Here is a 14,723-nt window from a genome sequence, read left to right on the forward strand (position 1 = left end):
GTTAAGTTTCCAGCCGCAAAAAAAAAGGCCGGATAATTATCCGGCCTTTTGTTTTATTGCCCTGGCATTAGTGCACAGTGCCTTCCGTTTTGCGCTTCTCTGCGCTCAGGAAGTGATAAGTAAGCTGGTTTTTTTCTTTATCCAGCGCCACTGACACAGAGCCACCATCCACCAGCGAACCAAATAGCAGTTCATTGGCCAGCGGTTTTTTCAGGCTTTCCTGAACCGTACGCGCCATCGGACGCGCGCCCATCGCCTTATCGTAGCCTTTTTCTGCCAGCCAGTCGCGCGCGTCGTCGCTCACTTCCAGTGAGACGCCCTTCGCATCCAGCTGCGCCTGCAGTTCAACAATAAACTTATCGACGACCTGATGGATCACCTCAGTAGAGAGGTGACGGAACCAGATAATGTTGTCGAGACGGTTGCGGAACTCTGGCGTAAAGATCTTTTTGATCTCCTCCATCGCATCCGTACTGTTATCCTGCTGAATCAGACCGATTGACTTACGTTCAGTTTCGCGTACGCCGGCGTTAGTGGTCATGACCAGCACCACATTACGGAAGTCCGCTTTACGCCCGTTGTTGTCGGTCAGCATACCGTTATCCATAACCTGCAGCAGCAGGTTAAAGACATCCGGGTGCGCTTTCTCAATTTCATCCAGCAGCACCACAGCGTGCGGATGCTTGATCACCGCATCCGTTAACAGACCGCCCTGGTCAAAGCCCACATAGCCAGGAGGTGCGCCAATCAGACGGCTGACCGTATGGCGCTCCATATATTCCGACATATCAAAACGCAGCAGCTCAATGCCCAGCGCTTTCGCCAGCTGCACGGTGACTTCTGTTTTACCTACCCCGGTCGGACCGGCGAACAGGAAGGAGCCGACCGGCTTGCGATCCTGACCCAGACCAGCGCGACTCATTTTAATCGCTTCGGTCAGTGCCTCAATCGCATTATCCTGGCCAAATACCAGCATTTTCAGGCGGTCGCCCAGGTTTTTCAGCGTATCGCGATCGGTGGCCGATACGCTCTGTTCCGGTATACGTGCAATCCGTGCCACAACCGATTCAATATCGGATACGTTAACGGTTTTCTTACGCTTGCTCACCGGCACGAGACGCGCCCGCGCGCCCGCTTCATCGATGACGTCAATGGCTTTATCCGGCAGATGACGATCGTTGATATATTTGACCGCCAGCTCTACCGCGGCACGCACCGCCTTCGCGGTATAACGCACGTCATGATGCGCTTCATATTTCGGCTTCAGTCCGTTGAGGATCTGCACGGTCTCTTCAACCGAAGGCTCAGTAATATCAATTTTCTGGAAGCGGCGCGCCAGTGCGCGATCTTTCTCGAAAATATTGCTGAACTCCTGATAGGTTGTGGAACCCATCACGCGGATTTTACCGCTGGAGAGCAGTGGCTTAATCAGGTTAGCGGCATCCACCTGCCCGCCCGATGCTGCACCGGCACCGATGATGGTGTGGATCTCATCAATAAACAGGATGCTGTTGTTATCCTGCTCCAGCTGTTTGAGCAGCGCTTTAAAGCGCTTTTCAAAATCGCCGCGATATTTGGTGCCCGCCAGCAGAGAGCCGATATCCAGTGAATAGATAGTGCACTCTTTCATCACCTCAGGTACATCACCCTGCACAATACGCCAGGCGAGCCCTTCAGCAATCGCGGTTTTACCTACGCCCGATTCACCCACCAGCAGCGGATTGTTTTTACGCCGGCGGCACAGCACCTGCACGGCGCGCTCCAGCTCTTTTTCACGCCCGATAAGCGGGTCGATACCGCCAACGCGAGCAAGCTGGTTAAGATTGGTGGTGAAGTTCTCCATACGCTCCTCCCCGCCTGCCTGCTCTTCATTGACCGGATTGTCCGCGTTATTCTGCGACTGGCCGGGCTCATCTTTACGTGTGCCGTGAGAGATGAAATTCACCACATCGAGACGGCTGATTTCATGTTTGCGCAGCAGATAAGCCGCCTGCGACTCCTGCTCGCTGAAAATGGCAACCAGGACATTGGCGCCTGCAACTTCACTGCGACCGGAAGATTGAACGTGGAATACCGCCCGCTGCAGCACGCGCTGGAAGCTGAGCGTAGGTTGCGTATCGCGCTCAGCTTCGCCGACCGGCAGCACCGGCGTGGTTTGTTCGATGAAGGCTTCGAGTTCCTGACGCAGAGCCACAATATCCACCGTACAGGCTTCCAGTGCCTCTCTGGCCGACGGGTTACTGAGCAGTGCCAGTAACAGATGTTCGACGGTCATAAACTCGTGACGGTGCTCGCGCGCTCTGGCGAAAGCCATGTTTAAACTGAGTTCCAGTTCTTGATTGAGCATTTGGCACCTCCCCCAATTATCGCTCTGACTGCCTGTTTCCTATATGGAGACAGGTTCAGGCTTTTTCCAGCGTACACAGCAAAGGATGTTGATTCTCTCTGGCATAGTTGTTCACCTGCGCAGCTTTTGTCTCTGCTACTTCAGCGGTGAAAACACCGCAGACTGCCTTTCCATGATAGTGAACTTTCAGCATCAGTTGCGTGGCGCGTTCAATATCATAAGAAAAGAACTTTTGCAGAACGTCAATAACAAATTCCATAGGTGTATAATCGTCATTATTCAGGATGACTTTATACATTGAAGGCGGCTTTAACCCTTCACGTACTTTGTCTTCGGCCAGGTGTTCAAAATTAAGCCAGTCGTTTGTGTTTGCCATAATCGTCCATTGGAATTCTGCGTTGCGGTCATGCATTTTAGCCTGCAGTAACCTGAAGTTTAACACGTCTGTCAAGCCGGGTTTGCTATCGCTGCTATCGGTACGAAAAGCAGATGCGCGACCTGTATCACAAAATTTTCAATAGCGTTAACTGCCTCAAATTTTGGTGATTTTCTGCCCATGCATCCGGGTCGATTGCTTGACGATAAGGTCCGTTTCTCTACATTCTACATGCACAAGCTGATTGAGTTTTAAACAACCTCGACTCACAGCTGCGATGACCTCACCTACTTATCAGAATGTCTTGCGAGGGAAGTAAAAGCATGGAGACGGGTACTGTTAAATGGTTCAACAACGCCAAGGGCTTCGGCTTTATTTGTCCGGTTGGCGGTGGCGATGACATCTTTGCGCACTACTCCACCATTCAGATGGAGGGTTACAGAACGCTTAAAGCGGGTCAGCACGTTCAGTTTGATGTTCACGAAGGGCCAAAAGGCAACCATGCCAGTCTGATTGTCCCCTGTGAGGCGTCGCTGCATTCCTGACCGGCGCAGCGCGCGGTTATTCTGACCACTCCGCCCCTGAAATGCCAGCCGGTAACGCTGGCATTTTACTTTTCATCCTATCCTGCACGCCGCTGTGCCAGCATTTTCACCTGACTAAAAAGCGCTCTGAACAGCGGCGGAATCGCCTGCGGACCGCGCTCCCCGGCTGCCAGCGCCACGGCAATGGCCAGCTCAGGCTTAGAGCTGTGATGGATCGCCTGCGTAATAATACGCCGTGGCGTCATCGCAATGTTTAACGGCAGGTGCGCCATCTGATGATAGACCGCGCGGAATCCGTGCTGATAGAGAAAGTGTTCAATGTCAGCTGCCGGAAACTGCGTCAGGTGCACCTCTTCCTTTTCGTGGGTCAGCAGCTGGCTGCGGGTGGTCGCCGCATATTTCTTTCCTGCCTCATCGCCATCGGTCAATACGTGCCAGGCAATTCCCATACGCCGGGCAAATTTCAGCAGTGGCTTCAGGCCTGCCTGGGCAAACTCGATCACCCGGATCCCTTCTGCGGCAAAATGATCGCCCTGCTGTCGCGCCAGCTCGTTAACGATCCACACCTCCGTCTCGCCCTCTACCAGCAGCCAGCAGCGGGCAAACAGCGCGGCGGGTCGATTAACGCGAATATGAAACGCGATGCGGCGATGATCCTCGGCGCTCAGCCCCGCTTCGCCGATACGCCACGCCGCTACGCGGCTCGCTTCACGCACCAGACGGCAGAGGTTTTCCAGCGGCGTCTGGGAAACCAGTTCACCTGAATTGGTGGTGACCAGCCGCTGCAGCGGCAGCAGCGTCAGTAAATTCCAGGTAACCGAAAGCATTATCGGGTGCAGCCGGGTTTCAGGATCCTCGACCAGCAGAACAGGCTGGGCGCCGTCTGGCAGCGCATTGCTGCCGGGCAGCAGTGCCAGCAGCCGCAGCTGCACCTCGCGACGATGCTCTGCACTAGCCCCCGCCAGCAGCCGGTTAAGCGCATCCAGCGCCTGCCAGCCTGCGCTGCCGTCGCGCAGTTCCGGTGCCATTCGCGGGTGACTGACGCCGGGTTGCTGAACGAGAAAATAGTGCGCCATCAGCTGCTGCATTGTCTGTACGCCCCGCAGCAGCACCTCATCGCTCACCGCCCGGCCGCCCGCCGCGCGATTGAGCTGCTGTAACACGCTCTGCAGCGCCTGCAGACCCGGATCCCGACCCTCACCGCCTGGTTCATGCGTCCGATGGCGCTGTCCGAACCGTGCATCGCGTAAACGCAGCACCGGATGGTGCTGCCGCAGCCAGCTTATCGCCGCCGCCGTCGGCTCCGCTGCCAGCAGCTGATTACGCGCGTCAATAAAACGCCAGCTGCTTTTCACGCCGTCCGCTTTGCAGGTAGCCCGCAGACTAAAGCGCAGATAACTCCCCTGCTCATCGTGCTGCCAGAAAGGCTGCAGCAGGGTGTTTTCCCGCTCTGCTTCACAGGCGCGAAAGCGCACCACTATCTGTAGTGTGCGCCAGCGTGCCGCGGGGGCCGCGGCGGGGAAATGGAAATCCTCTTCGCTGAGGGTGGCGTGCGCGCTGGCCGGATCCAGCATGAGTGAGAACGCGTCCAGCAGGCTTGATTTGCCCCAGGCGTTTTCACCTATCAGAAGATTCGTCATCGTAAGCGGCAGCGAGAGCTGATTAATGCCGCGAAAGCCGCTGATATCAATATGATCCAGAATCATAGGGTTATCCTGTACAGAGGTTGCCTGAGCATGGTGTACGGTGGCGTATGGGTCAAGGCGCAGATTATCCGCAGACGGTGATTTACAGCGTGCGCTTTTTTGATTAGCGTGGCGTCCTTTTCCCACGGACGGATGTTCGCTATGTATGGTCTGATGATTATTCTGCTGCCGCTGATCGCTGGTTATCTGCTGCATCTGCAGCAGCCGGTACTGCTACGCGCGGTGGCACGGCTGCTCAGTGCGCTGGTCTATATCATTCTGTTTTTTATGGGCGTGAGTCTGGCATTTCTTGATAATCTCAGCACGAATTTGCTCACCATTTTTTATACCGCTTTTATCTCTGGTCTCTTGATTCTCGCCTGTTCGCTGCTGGCGTTCTGGCTGCTTGAGCAGCGTCTGCCGTGGCGGCATCAGCATAAAGCGCAGGCGCTGCCGTCGCGTCTCGCGATGGCGCTGGACTCACTCAAGCTGTGCGGCTCGGTGCTGGGCGGATTTCTGCTCGGCCTGACGCAGTGGGCTCCGCTGCGCCATGCGGCCACCGTCAGCGAATATGCCCTGATCCTGATGCTGTTTCTGGTGGGCGTTCAGTTGCGCAGCAGCGGCATGACGCTGCGGCAGATTACGCTTAACCGGCGGGGTGCGCTGGTGGCGGCCGTGTCGCTGGCTGGCGCACTGGCCGGAGGCGCACTCGCCGCTGTCTGCCTTGGACTGCCGCTCAAAACCGGCCTCGCGCTGGCCAGCGGCTTTGGCTGGTATTCGCTTTCAGGCATTCTGATGACGGACGCGTTTGGTCCCGTTATCGGCAGCGCAGCGTTCTTTAACGATCTGCTGCGTGAGCTGATCACAATTATGCTGATCCCGCTGCTTATTACCCGGCACCGCAGTATGACGCTGGGCCTGAGCGGTGCCACCTCCATGGATTTCACCCTGCCGATTCTGCAGCGCGCCGGCGGCATGGAGATCGTCCCTGCAGCCATCGTGCACGGCTTTATTATGAGCCTGCTGGCCCCGGTGCTGATCGCCTTTTTTTCCGCCTGACGGGTCTGCAGCGCACTTTTTCACGGCTGGCGCGCAGCGGCTTCGTCTACGCTTTCTGACTGACAGATTTTTGCCATCAGCATAGATGGCCCCCCATCAGAAAGGAGCAAATGATGAAACAAACTGTGGCCGCCCTGCTGGCACAAACGCTGGAGAGCGCAGGCGTAAAACGTATCTGGGGCGTAACCGGTGATTCGCTTAACGGCCTGAGTGACAGCCTGAATCGCATGGGTACGATTGAATGGATGCCAACGCGACATGAAGAGGTGGCCGCGTTTGCCGCCGGTGCAGAAGCGCAAATCAGCGGCGAGCTGGCGGTCTGCGCCGGCTCCTGCGGTCCCGGTAACCTGCACCTGATTAACGGGCTGTTTGACTGCCATCGTAACAATGTGCCGGTGCTGGCGATTGCCGCGCATATTCCTTCCAGCGAAATTGGCAGCGGCTATTTTCAGGAGACGCATCCGCAGGAGCTGTTTCGCGAATGCAGCCACTACTGTGAGCTGGTCTCTAATCCGGAGCAGCTGCCGCAGGTTCTGGGCATCGCCATGCGTAAAGCGATCCTCAACCGCGGGGTCTCTGTGATTGTCCTGCCGGGTGACGTGGCGCTGCAGCCCGCCCCGAAAAGTGCACGCAGCGAATGGTATCCGCCGCAGCTGCCGCAGGTCGTGCCGGCCGCAGCGGAGCTCGCTACCCTGGCGGAAACGCTTAACGGCGCGGGCAATATTACGCTGATGTGCGGCAGCGGCTGCGCCGGTGCCCATGCTGAAGTTGTCGCCCTGGCGGAACGGCTTAAGGCGCCGGTAGTGCATGCGCTGCGCGGCAAAGAACACATCGAATATGACAACCCGTATGATGTTGGTATGACCGGGCTGATTGGTTTCTCTTCCGGCTATCACGCCATGATGAATGCCGACACCCTGATCCTGCTCGGCACGAAATTCCCCTATCGTGCCTTCTATCCTTCCAGCGCGCGTATCATTCAGATCGATATCAACCCCGGCAGCCTGGGGGCGCACAGCCATGTCGATATGCCACTGGTAGGTGACGTTAAAGCCACGATCCAGGCGCTGCTGCCGCAGCTTGAGATGCATGACGATCGCCATCATCTCGATCGTGCGCTGGAGCACTACGCTGACGCCCGCAAGAGCCTGGACGATCTGGCAACCGCAAACGACAACCAGGCGATCCATCCCCAGTATCTGGCACAACAGATCAGCCGCTACGCCGCTGACGACGCCATCTTTACCTGCGATGTCGGCACGCCCACCGTCTGGGCGGCGCGCTATCTGCAGATGAACGGCAAACGGCGCCTGCTGGGCTCGTTTAATCACGGCTCTATGGCGAATGCGATGCCGCAGGCGCTGGGTGCGCAGGCTATCAACAGAGAGCGTCAGGTGGTGGCGCTGTGCGGCGACGGTGGCTTCAGTATGCTGATGGGAGACTTTATCTCGGTAGCGCAGCTGAAACTGCCGGTTAAGCTGGTGATTTTTAACAACAGCGTGCTGGGCTTTGTGGCAATGGAGATGAAAGCGGGCGGTTATCTTACCGACGGCACCGACCTGGAAAATCCTGATTTTGCTGCGATTGCCGCCGCCTGCGGCATCAAAGGTATCCGGGTTGAAAAAGCGTCAGATCTCAATGCGGCGCTGGAGCAGGCTTTTGCGCATGATGGCCCGGTCCTGGTGGATGTGCATACGGCTAAAGAGGAGCTGTCGATGCCGCCGCAAATCAAAGCGGAGCAGGCAAAAGGCTTTAGTCTCTATATGCTGCGCGCCATCCTCAACGGACGCGGCAATGAGATCACCGAGCTGGCGAAAACCAACTGGCTGCGGTAAAACAAAGCTCCTGCCGGACAGGCAATAATGCGGGCGAACAGCCCGCTTTTTCTTTCAGGAGAGCCACGTGATCGATTTGCGCAGTGATACCGTAACCCGCCCGAGTGCGGCGATGCTGGACGCCATGATGAACGCCGCCACCGGAGATGACGTCTATCGTGACGATCCCACGGTCAATGCACTGGAAGCCGAAGCGGCAGCGACAAGCGGCAAAGCGGCCGCGCTGTTCTTTCCTACCGGCACCCAGGCTAATCTGGTGGCGCTGCTGTGCCACTGCCAGCGCGGCGATGAATATATCGTTGGCCAGCAGGCGCACAACTACAAATATGAAGCGGGGGGCGCGGCGGTGCTGGGCAGTATTCAGCCTCAGCCAATCCTTGCCGCGGAGGATGGTACCCTGCCGCTGGCGGACGTGGCCGCTGCGATTAAGCCGGACGATATTCATTTTGCCCGCACCCGCCTGCTGAGTCTGGAAAATACCCATCACGGCAGAGTACTGCCGCTCAGCTATCTGGAGCAGGCGTGGCACTTTACCCGCGAACGCGGGCTGGCGCTGCATATTGATGGCGCACGTATCTTTAATGCCGTGGTGGCACAGCAGGTGACGCTGGCAGAAATTGCACGCTACTGCGATACGCTGACTATCTGCCTCTCAAAGGGACTGGGCACGCCGGTAGGCTCGCTGCTGTGCGGCGACAGCGCTTATATAGAGCAGGCGCGGCGCTGGCGTAAAATGACCGGTGGCGGTATGCGCCAGGCGGGCATTCTGGCGGCGGCCGGACGCTATGCGCTGCAGCACAACGTGACCCGGCTGCAGGAGGATCATGACAACGCCGCGTGGCTGGCAGAGCAGCTGCGCGCGCTGGGTGTGGAGGTGATAAGCCAGCAGACAAACATGCTGTTTGTGCAGGTTCCGCCAGAGCAGACAGATGCGCTGCAGCGCTGGATGCACGCCGCCGATATTCTTATCAGCGTGGGCGCCCGGACGCGCATGGTGACCCATCTCGATGTGTCCCGCGCCGATCTGCAGCAGGTCGTCGCACGCTGGCAGGCGTTTCTGCAATCAGCGGGCTGACCGCTAGCGCGCTGCGCCATACTGTGCCAGCAGCGCCCGGGCTATCGCCAGCGTCTCTGCGTCAGCAACGCCCCGGTAGTCGCGCGGGCGGAAGTGCATCTGAAAGGCCGCAATCAGCCGGCGCTGCATCTCAGGCGTTGTCGCGCCCGCCACGTCATAGCCATACTGCTGCAGCGCTGCCAGCAGCGGCTGCGGATCTACAACGGTGCTGGCAGACTGCCCCGCCAGATAACGGGCAGTAATCGCCGGATCGGGCCAGGCGCCGCTTCCCTGCGCGGCCAGCTGCTGCCAGGGAAAGAGCGGACCCGGGTCCTGCTTGCGCTGCGGCGCAATATCGCTGTGGCCCACGATATTTTCGGGCGCAATAGCGTAACGCTGCTGCAGATCGCGCAGCAGCGCCGCCAGTACGGTGATTTGATCGGCTGTATAAGGCTGCCACCTTAGCCCGGTTAGCGTACGCTGATAGCCTGCATTGACTATCTCAATCCCTACAGACGTGTCATTAATCCGGGTTGCACCGCGCCAGAAACTGGGCCCGGCATGCCAGGCAAGCTGCTGCTCCGGCACCAGCTGCCAGACCACTCCCCTGCCCGCTCTCTGCGGCGGCTGGCGCGGGATCAGATAGTGTGCGCTGACCTGCCGATCGGTCAGGGTTGCCAGCGAAGAGGAGAAATCGTCCGCGGTGTAGTGGATCACTACAACTTTAATGCGCGGTCGCGCCCCCTGCGCCGGATGAGTGGTATCGGCCCAGTAACCCTGACGCGCTTCCATTGAGGAGTGACAGGCGCTGAGCAGCAGCGCCATCGCTGTAACCAGCAGTAAACGCATTAGCGCACGATAACGGCGGTGCCGGAGACGCTGACCATCAGCATACTGCTGTCTTTACCCACGGTTTCGTAATCGATATCGATACCGACTACCGCGTTAGCGCCCAGCGCTTTCGCCTGATCGCCCAGCTCCTTAAACGCAATCTCCCGCGCCTTGCGCAGCTCTTTTTCATAGGCACCTGAGCGGCCACCTACGATATCGCGGATACCGGCGAAGAAATCGCGAAAAATATTGGCGCCCAGAATCGCCTCGCCGGTCACAACGCCGCAGTATTCAGTAATGCTGTGGCCTTCCAGAGTTGGTGTCGTCGAAAATTTCATGGTTATCTCCTGAAGATGTCGATGGAACCCGCACACATGGTGCTGAAAAAGCACGACTATACTCTATGCTAAAACCCATGCTTTGCCACAGAACAATAAGGAACCGGAGATGAGAATCAAAGCCCTTGCACTGCTGGCATCAGCAGCAACGCTGCTGAGCGCCTGTACCACCGTAGAGCCGGTTATCAGGGATAATGGCCCGCGCAGTGCGTCCTGTATCGATGGCGGGCCGGATAGCGTGGCGCAACAGTTTTATGATTTACGCGTGAAGGCACCCTCAGCAGGCCTGCCTGACCCTGCGCTGCTGGCCAGATATCGCCCTTATCTGAGCGATCATCTTTATCAGACGCTGCTGCAGGCGCGGGAAAAACGCAATCAGCCGGCAGAGTGGCGTCAGGGCGATCTCTTTTCCAGCCTGGCGCAGGGGCCGGATGCTGCTGAGGTTGACAGCGCCTCTTCGATCCCCAATCGCGATGCGCGAAATATCCCGCTACGCGTTACGCTGACACGCGGTGATAAACAGTGGCGCGATGAGGTGCTGATGATCCGCGAAGGCGAGTGCTGGGTGGTGCAGGATGTGCGCTATATGGCAGCGTGGCCGCATGCCGGTGGCGGCTCACTCAGCCAGCTGCTGGAGCAGAAAAAATAGCGCATTTTTTTGTTATCCTGCTCACACATTAGGGTGCCACATCGGTAGAGAGCCCCTGACCGGTGTTAACGTCAGGCGTGAAAGTCGCGCAAACCACGCCTGATGCAGGCCGTACAATTTTCTGCTGCACCGGAGCGGGTAATGCGCTGTTTAATAAATTTTAAGTCACCCGATTTGCATAACTATGCCGGGAACGTTAAGATTTGCGGCACTATTTGCTCTCTATTTTTCCGCGCATGAGTATTCAATTAAACGCTATTAACTGCTTTTACGGTGCCCATCAGGCGCTGTCTGACATCAACCTGGAGTGTCCGCAGGGAGAGACGCTGGTGCTGCTTGGTCCCAGCGGTGCCGGGAAGAGCTCACTCCTGCGCGTACTCAATCTGCTGGAGCTGCCGCGTTCTGGTACGCTGCAGATTGCCGGCAACCAGTTTGACTTTACCAAAACGCCTGCTGACAGCGCGATTCGCGAGCTGCGCCAGAACGTCGGCATGGTATTCCAGCAATATAACCTCTGGCCCCACCTGACGGTTATGCAAAACCTCACTGAGGCTCCCTGCCGGGTGCTGGGCCTGACAAAAGAGGCGGCGCGCGCGCGTGCCGATAAGCTGCTGGAGCGCCTGCGCCTGACGCCTTATGCCGATCGTTTTCCGCTGCACCTCTCCGGTGGTCAGCAGCAGCGCGTGGCGATTGCCCGCGCGCTGATGATGGAGCCGCAGGTGCTGCTGTTCGATGAGCCCACCGCCGCGCTCGATCCGGAAATTACCGCGCAGATCGTGACGATTATTCGTGAACTGGCACAGACGCAGATCACGCAGGTTATTGTGACCCATGAGGTAGAAGTGGCGCGCAAAACCGCCAGCCGCGTGGTCTATATGGAGAATGGTCACATCATTGAACAGGGTGATGCCAGCCGCTTTACACAGCCGCAAACCGATGCGTTTGCACACTATCTTTCGCACTAAGTCAGGATGCTAATAATGAAAAAAGTTGTACTTGCTGCCCTGCTCACCACGCTGAGCCTGAGCGCTTCCGCTGCACAGACGCTGCGTTTCGCTACCGAAGCCTCTTATCCGCCGTTTGAATTCGTTGACGCTGAGAACAAAATTCAGGGATTCGATGTCGATCTCGCTAACGCCCTTTGCAAAGAGATGGATGCGACCTGCACCTTTACTAATCAGGCGTTCGACAGCCTGATCCCCAGCCTTAAATTCCGCCGTTTTGACGCGGTAATGGCCGGTATGGACATCACGCCGGAACGTGAAAAGCAGGTGCTGTTCAGCAAGCCTTACTACGATAACTCTGCCACCTTTATTGCGCAGAAAGGCAAGCTGGCTGATGTTGCTGCCCTTAAAGGCAAGCGCGTCGGCGTACAAAACGGTACCACCCACCAGAAGTTCCTGACTGACAAGCATAGCGACATTACTATCGTGCCTTACGACAGCTATCAGAACGCCGTACTGGATCTGAAAAATGGCCGCATCGATGCCGTCTTTGGTGATACCGCCGTGGTCAATGAGTGGCTGAAGCAGAACGCAACGCTGGCGCCGCTGGGTGAAAAGGTCACGGATAAAGATTACTTTGGCACCGGCCTGGGCATCGCCGTGCGTCAGGGCAACGCTGAACTGCAGGGTAAGTTCAACGCGGCACTGGATAAGATCAAAGCTGACGGCACCTACAAGACTATCTACAGCAAATGGTTCCAGCAGTAATCTCTGATGAATGAAATGATCTCACTTGCAAGTGCCGCCGGGATAACCGTCGGCCTTGCTGTTTGTGCGCTGATCGCCGGCCTTGTGCTGGCAATGCTGTTTGCTGGCTGGGAGTCGCTGCGCATAAAACCGCTGGCGTGGGTCGGCACCGTGCTGGTCACGCTGATCCGCGGTCTGCCGGAAATCCTGGTCGTCCTTTTTATCTATTTTGGTGCCTCACAGCTGCTGCTGACGCTCTCTGACGGTTTCAGTCTTAATCTGGGCCTGGTGACTATTCCGGTGCAGCTGCAGATTGAGAACTTTGATGTCAGCCCGTTTCTCTGCGGGGTGATTGCGCTGGCTATGCTCTATTCCGCCTATGCATCACAGACGCTGCGCGGTGCGCTGAAAGCAGTACCGGCAGGCCAGTGGGAATCTGGTCAGGCGCTGGGGATGAAAAAGTCTGCCATCTTTTTCCGGCTGATTATGCCGCAAATGTGGCGACATGCGCTGCCGGGCCTCGGCAACCAGTGGCTGGTGCTGCTGAAAGATACGGCGCTGGTGTCGCTGATTAGCGTTAACGACCTGATGCTGCAGACGAAAAGTATCGCTACGCGTACGCAGGAACCTTTTACCTGGTATCTGGTGGCTGCCGCTATCTATCTGTTGATTACGCTCTTCAGTCAGGCGATTTTACGCCGTATTGAACTACGCACCACGCGTTTTGAGCGGGGAGCCTGACGCATGCTCGACTATTTACCCGAACTGTTAAAAGGTCTGCATACCAGCTTAACGCTGACGCTGGCCTCACTGGCGGCCGCGCTGCTGCTGTCGCTGCTCTGTACTGTCGTGCTGGCGCTGAAAGTCCCGGTCGCCAGCCTGCTGGTAAGAGGCTATATCACGCTGTTTACCGGTACTCCCCTGCTGGTGCAGATTTTCCTGATCTACTACGGGCCAGGCCAGTTTCCCGCTATTCAGAGCGTACCCTGGCTCTGGCATCTGCTGTCGCAGCCCTGGCTGTGCGCGATGCTGGCGCTTTCGCTCAACAGCGCCGCCTACACCACCCAGCTATTTTATGGTGCGGTACGCGCTATTCCGGCGGGTCAGTGGCAGTCATGCGCCGCGCTCGGCATGAACCGCAAAGATACGCTGCGTATTTTGCTGCCCTATGCGTTTAAGCGCGCCCTCTCCTCCTATTCCAACGAGGTGGTGCTGGTGTTTAAAAGCACCTCGCTGGCCTACACCATTACGCTGATGGAAGTGATGGGCCACGGTCAGATGCTCTACGGACGCACCTATGACGTAACGGTCTATGCGGCGGCGGGTCTGATCTATCTGGTGGTTAACGGCGCGCTGACGCTGCTGATGCGGCTGATAGAGAAACGCGCACTGGTATTTGAGCAGCGCAGCTAATCGCCACCGGAGCGGTTGCTTGTGCGCCATGCCGGCGTCAGAGCAGCCGCCCATTACAAAGCCTTAATTATCCAAAATAATTGCATAAAAATTCATTCAATGGCATTGTGTCACGCATTCCGCTTCTGGCTTGCTTATGAGAATGACATGATGAAAAAATGGATTATCGCCGCAGCGCTCGCTGCGGTTACTGTGAATGCTTATGCAGCTGAAAAAATACGTTTTGCCGTTTCCGCTACCTATCCGCCGTTTGAATCACTGGATCACGACAATCAGATTGTGGGCTTTGATATCGATCTGGCGAAAGCGCTCTGTGCAAAAATCAAAGCGGAGTGCACGTTCACAAATAATGCGTTTGACAGCCTGATCCCGTCACTGAAGTTCCGCCGTTATGATGCGGTGATTTCCGGTATGGATATTACCGCCGAGCGCAGTAAGCAGGTCGATTTCAGCCAGCCTTACTATGCCAACTCCGCTATCGTCATTGCCCGTAAAGGAGAGTTCAGCGATTTCAGCCAGCTGAAAGGCAAGCGTATCGGCGTAGAGAACGGCACCACTCACCAGAAATATCTGACTGAAAAGCATCCGGACGTGGTAGCGGTCGCGTATGACAGCTATCAGAATGCGATTCTCGACCTGAAAAACGGCCGCCTCAATGGCGTATTTGGCGACAGCGCCGTGGTCAGTCAGTGGCTGAAAGCCAATGAGGATCTCACTACCGTGGGCGAGCACGTGACCGATGCCGGATACTTTGGCAACGGGCTGGGTATTGCCGTGCGTAAGGGTAACAGTGACCTGCTGAATGAGTTCAATACCGCGCTGGCGGCTCTGAAAGCTGACGGCAGCTGGCAGCAGATCAACCAGAAGTGGTTCCCTGAGTAATTTCTCTTCTCAGCGCGT

Annotated in this window: 15 protein-coding genes; 10 read left to right on the plus strand and 5 right to left on the minus strand. The window is 57.0% G+C overall.

The genetic code is table 11. The annotated features are described in order from the left end of the window. Positions 1–67 precede the first annotated feature (67 nt). Both clpA and clpS read right to left on the minus strand, forming a co-directional pair. Positions 68–2,347, minus strand: coding sequence for an ATP-dependent Clp protease ATP-binding subunit ClpA (gene clpA, locus DBY66_RS03540; protein ID WP_108569194.1), 2,280 nt, complete (start codon positions 2,345–2,347; stop codon positions 68–70). A gap of 55 nt (positions 2,348–2,402) precedes the next feature. Next, positions 2,403–2,723 carry an ATP-dependent Clp protease adapter ClpS gene (gene clpS / locus DBY66_RS03545; protein WP_039385772.1) on the minus strand — a complete coding sequence of 107 codons (321 nt, stop codon included), beginning with the start codon at positions 2,721–2,723 and terminating at the stop codon, positions 2,403–2,405. 323 nt (positions 2,724–3,046) lie between these two features. Between clpS and cspD the strand changes: the two genes are divergently transcribed. Continuing rightward, positions 3,047–3,268 (plus strand): cold shock-like protein CspD, encoded by a 222-nt coding sequence (cspD, locus tag DBY66_RS03550; RefSeq protein ID WP_071668677.1) that lies wholly within the window; start codon positions 3,047–3,049, stop codon positions 3,266–3,268. Positions 3,269–3,345: 77 nt separating this feature from the next. Here cspD and DBY66_RS03555 read toward each other — a convergent pair whose 3' ends face one another. Continuing rightward, entirely contained in the window at positions 3,346–4,974 is a 1,629-nt protein-coding gene (locus DBY66_RS03555) for an ATP-dependent endonuclease (protein WP_108569411.1), read from the minus strand. A 141-nt stretch (positions 4,975–5,115) separates the two neighbouring features. On the opposite strand from DBY66_RS03555, the gene DBY66_RS03560 reads away from it, so the two are divergent. The 3 genes from DBY66_RS03560 (at position 5,116) to ltaE (ending at position 8,922) form a co-directional block, all read left to right on the plus strand. Continuing rightward, the gene (locus DBY66_RS03560; protein ID WP_071668675.1) at positions 5,116–6,012 is read left to right on the plus strand and encodes a lysine exporter LysO family protein; all 897 of its coding nucleotides are present in this window, start codon (positions 5,116–5,118) and stop codon (positions 6,010–6,012) included. Between the two features lie 113 nt (positions 6,013–6,125). Beyond that, a complete protein-coding gene (gene poxB, locus DBY66_RS03565; RefSeq protein WP_108569193.1) occupies positions 6,126–7,847 on the plus strand; it encodes a ubiquinone-dependent pyruvate dehydrogenase in 1,722 nt (573 codons plus the stop codon). A 67-nt stretch (positions 7,848–7,914) separates the two neighbouring features. Then, a complete protein-coding gene (gene ltaE / locus DBY66_RS03570) occupies positions 7,915–8,922 on the plus strand; it encodes a low-specificity L-threonine aldolase (protein WP_104084715.1) in 1,008 nt (335 codons plus the stop codon). 3 nt (positions 8,923–8,925) lie between these two features. Here the strand turns inward: ltaE and DBY66_RS03575 are convergent, their stop codons facing one another. Both DBY66_RS03575 and DBY66_RS03580 read right to left on the minus strand, forming a co-directional pair. Then, the gene (locus DBY66_RS03575; RefSeq protein WP_108569192.1) at positions 8,926–9,750 is read right to left on the minus strand and encodes an N-acetylmuramoyl-L-alanine amidase; all 825 of its coding nucleotides are present in this window, start codon (positions 9,748–9,750) and stop codon (positions 8,926–8,928) included. After that, positions 9,750–10,070, minus strand: coding sequence for a heavy metal-binding domain-containing protein (locus DBY66_RS03580; protein WP_039383506.1), 321 nt, complete (start codon positions 10,068–10,070; stop codon positions 9,750–9,752). The genes DBY66_RS03575 and DBY66_RS03580 overlap by 1 nt, the downstream gene beginning before the upstream one ends. 109 nt (positions 10,071–10,179) lie before the next feature. Between DBY66_RS03580 and DBY66_RS03585 the strand changes: the two genes are divergently transcribed. The 6 genes from DBY66_RS03585 to artJ (DBY66_RS03610) all read left to right on the plus strand — a co-directional run bounded on the left by DBY66_RS03585 (position 10,180) and on the right by artJ (DBY66_RS03610) (position 14,705). Then, positions 10,180–10,719 (plus strand): lipoprotein, encoded by a 540-nt coding sequence (locus tag DBY66_RS03585; RefSeq protein WP_094111971.1) that lies wholly within the window; start codon positions 10,180–10,182, stop codon positions 10,717–10,719. A 236-nt stretch (positions 10,720–10,955) separates the two neighbouring features. Beyond that, entirely contained in the window at positions 10,956–11,684 is a 729-nt protein-coding gene (gene artP / locus DBY66_RS03590) for an arginine ABC transporter ATP-binding protein ArtP (protein ID WP_039383501.1), read from the plus strand. 15 nt (positions 11,685–11,699) lie between these two features. Continuing rightward, entirely contained in the window at positions 11,700–12,431 is a 732-nt protein-coding gene (gene artJ, locus DBY66_RS03595; RefSeq protein WP_071668670.1) for an arginine ABC transporter substrate-binding protein, read from the plus strand. 6 nt (positions 12,432–12,437) lie between these two features. Further along, on the plus strand, positions 12,438–13,151 hold the full coding sequence (gene artQ, locus DBY66_RS03600) for an arginine ABC transporter permease ArtQ (RefSeq protein WP_071668669.1): 714 nt from the start codon (positions 12,438–12,440) through the stop codon (positions 13,149–13,151). 3 nt (positions 13,152–13,154) lie between these two features. Next, positions 13,155–13,823 (plus strand): arginine ABC transporter permease ArtM, encoded by a 669-nt coding sequence (artM, locus tag DBY66_RS03605; RefSeq protein WP_094111973.1) that lies wholly within the window; start codon positions 13,155–13,157, stop codon positions 13,821–13,823. Positions 13,824–13,973: 150 nt separating this feature from the next. After that, the gene (artJ, locus tag DBY66_RS03610) at positions 13,974–14,705 is read left to right on the plus strand and encodes an arginine ABC transporter substrate-binding protein (RefSeq protein ID WP_039383495.1); all 732 of its coding nucleotides are present in this window, start codon (positions 13,974–13,976) and stop codon (positions 14,703–14,705) included. Positions 14,706–14,723: the final 18 nt, after the last annotated feature.

It is taken from the genome of Pantoea sp. RIT413 (genome assembly GCF_003057675.2).
GTDB lineage: Bacteria > Pseudomonadota > Gammaproteobacteria > Enterobacterales > Enterobacteriaceae > Pantoea > Pantoea eucrina.

Coding starts and splice junctions, on each gene's coding strand:
- clpA (WP_108569194.1), bottom strand. CDS start 2,347: ATGCTCAATCAAGAACTGGAACTCAGTTTAAACATGGCTTTCGCCAGA.
- clpS (WP_039385772.1), bottom strand. CDS start 2,723: ATGGCAAACACAAACGACTGGCTTAATTTTGAACACCTGGCCGAAGAC.
- cspD (WP_071668677.1), top strand. CDS start 3,047: ATGGAGACGGGTACTGTTAAATGGTTCAACAACGCCAAGGGCTTCGGC.
- DBY66_RS03555 (WP_108569411.1), bottom strand. CDS start 4,974: ATGATTCTGGATCATATTGATATCAGCGGCTTTCGCGGCATTAATCAG.
- DBY66_RS03560 (WP_071668675.1), top strand. CDS start 5,116: ATGTATGGTCTGATGATTATTCTGCTGCCGCTGATCGCTGGTTATCTG.
- poxB (WP_108569193.1), top strand. CDS start 6,126: ATGAAACAAACTGTGGCCGCCCTGCTGGCACAAACGCTGGAGAGCGCA.
- DBY66_RS03575 (WP_108569192.1), bottom strand. CDS start 9,750: ATGCGTTTACTGCTGGTTACAGCGATGGCGCTGCTGCTCAGCGCCTGT.
- DBY66_RS03580 (WP_039383506.1), bottom strand. CDS start 10,070: ATGAAATTTTCGACGACACCAACTCTGGAAGGCCACAGCATTACTGAA.
- DBY66_RS03585 (WP_094111971.1), top strand. CDS start 10,180: ATGAGAATCAAAGCCCTTGCACTGCTGGCATCAGCAGCAACGCTGCTG.
- artP (WP_039383501.1), top strand. CDS start 10,956: ATGAGTATTCAATTAAACGCTATTAACTGCTTTTACGGTGCCCATCAG.
- artJ (WP_071668670.1), top strand. CDS start 11,700: ATGAAAAAAGTTGTACTTGCTGCCCTGCTCACCACGCTGAGCCTGAGC.
- artQ (WP_071668669.1), top strand. CDS start 12,438: ATGAATGAAATGATCTCACTTGCAAGTGCCGCCGGGATAACCGTCGGC.
- artM (WP_094111973.1), top strand. CDS start 13,155: ATGCTCGACTATTTACCCGAACTGTTAAAAGGTCTGCATACCAGCTTA.
- artJ (WP_039383495.1), top strand. CDS start 13,974: ATGAAAAAATGGATTATCGCCGCAGCGCTCGCTGCGGTTACTGTGAAT.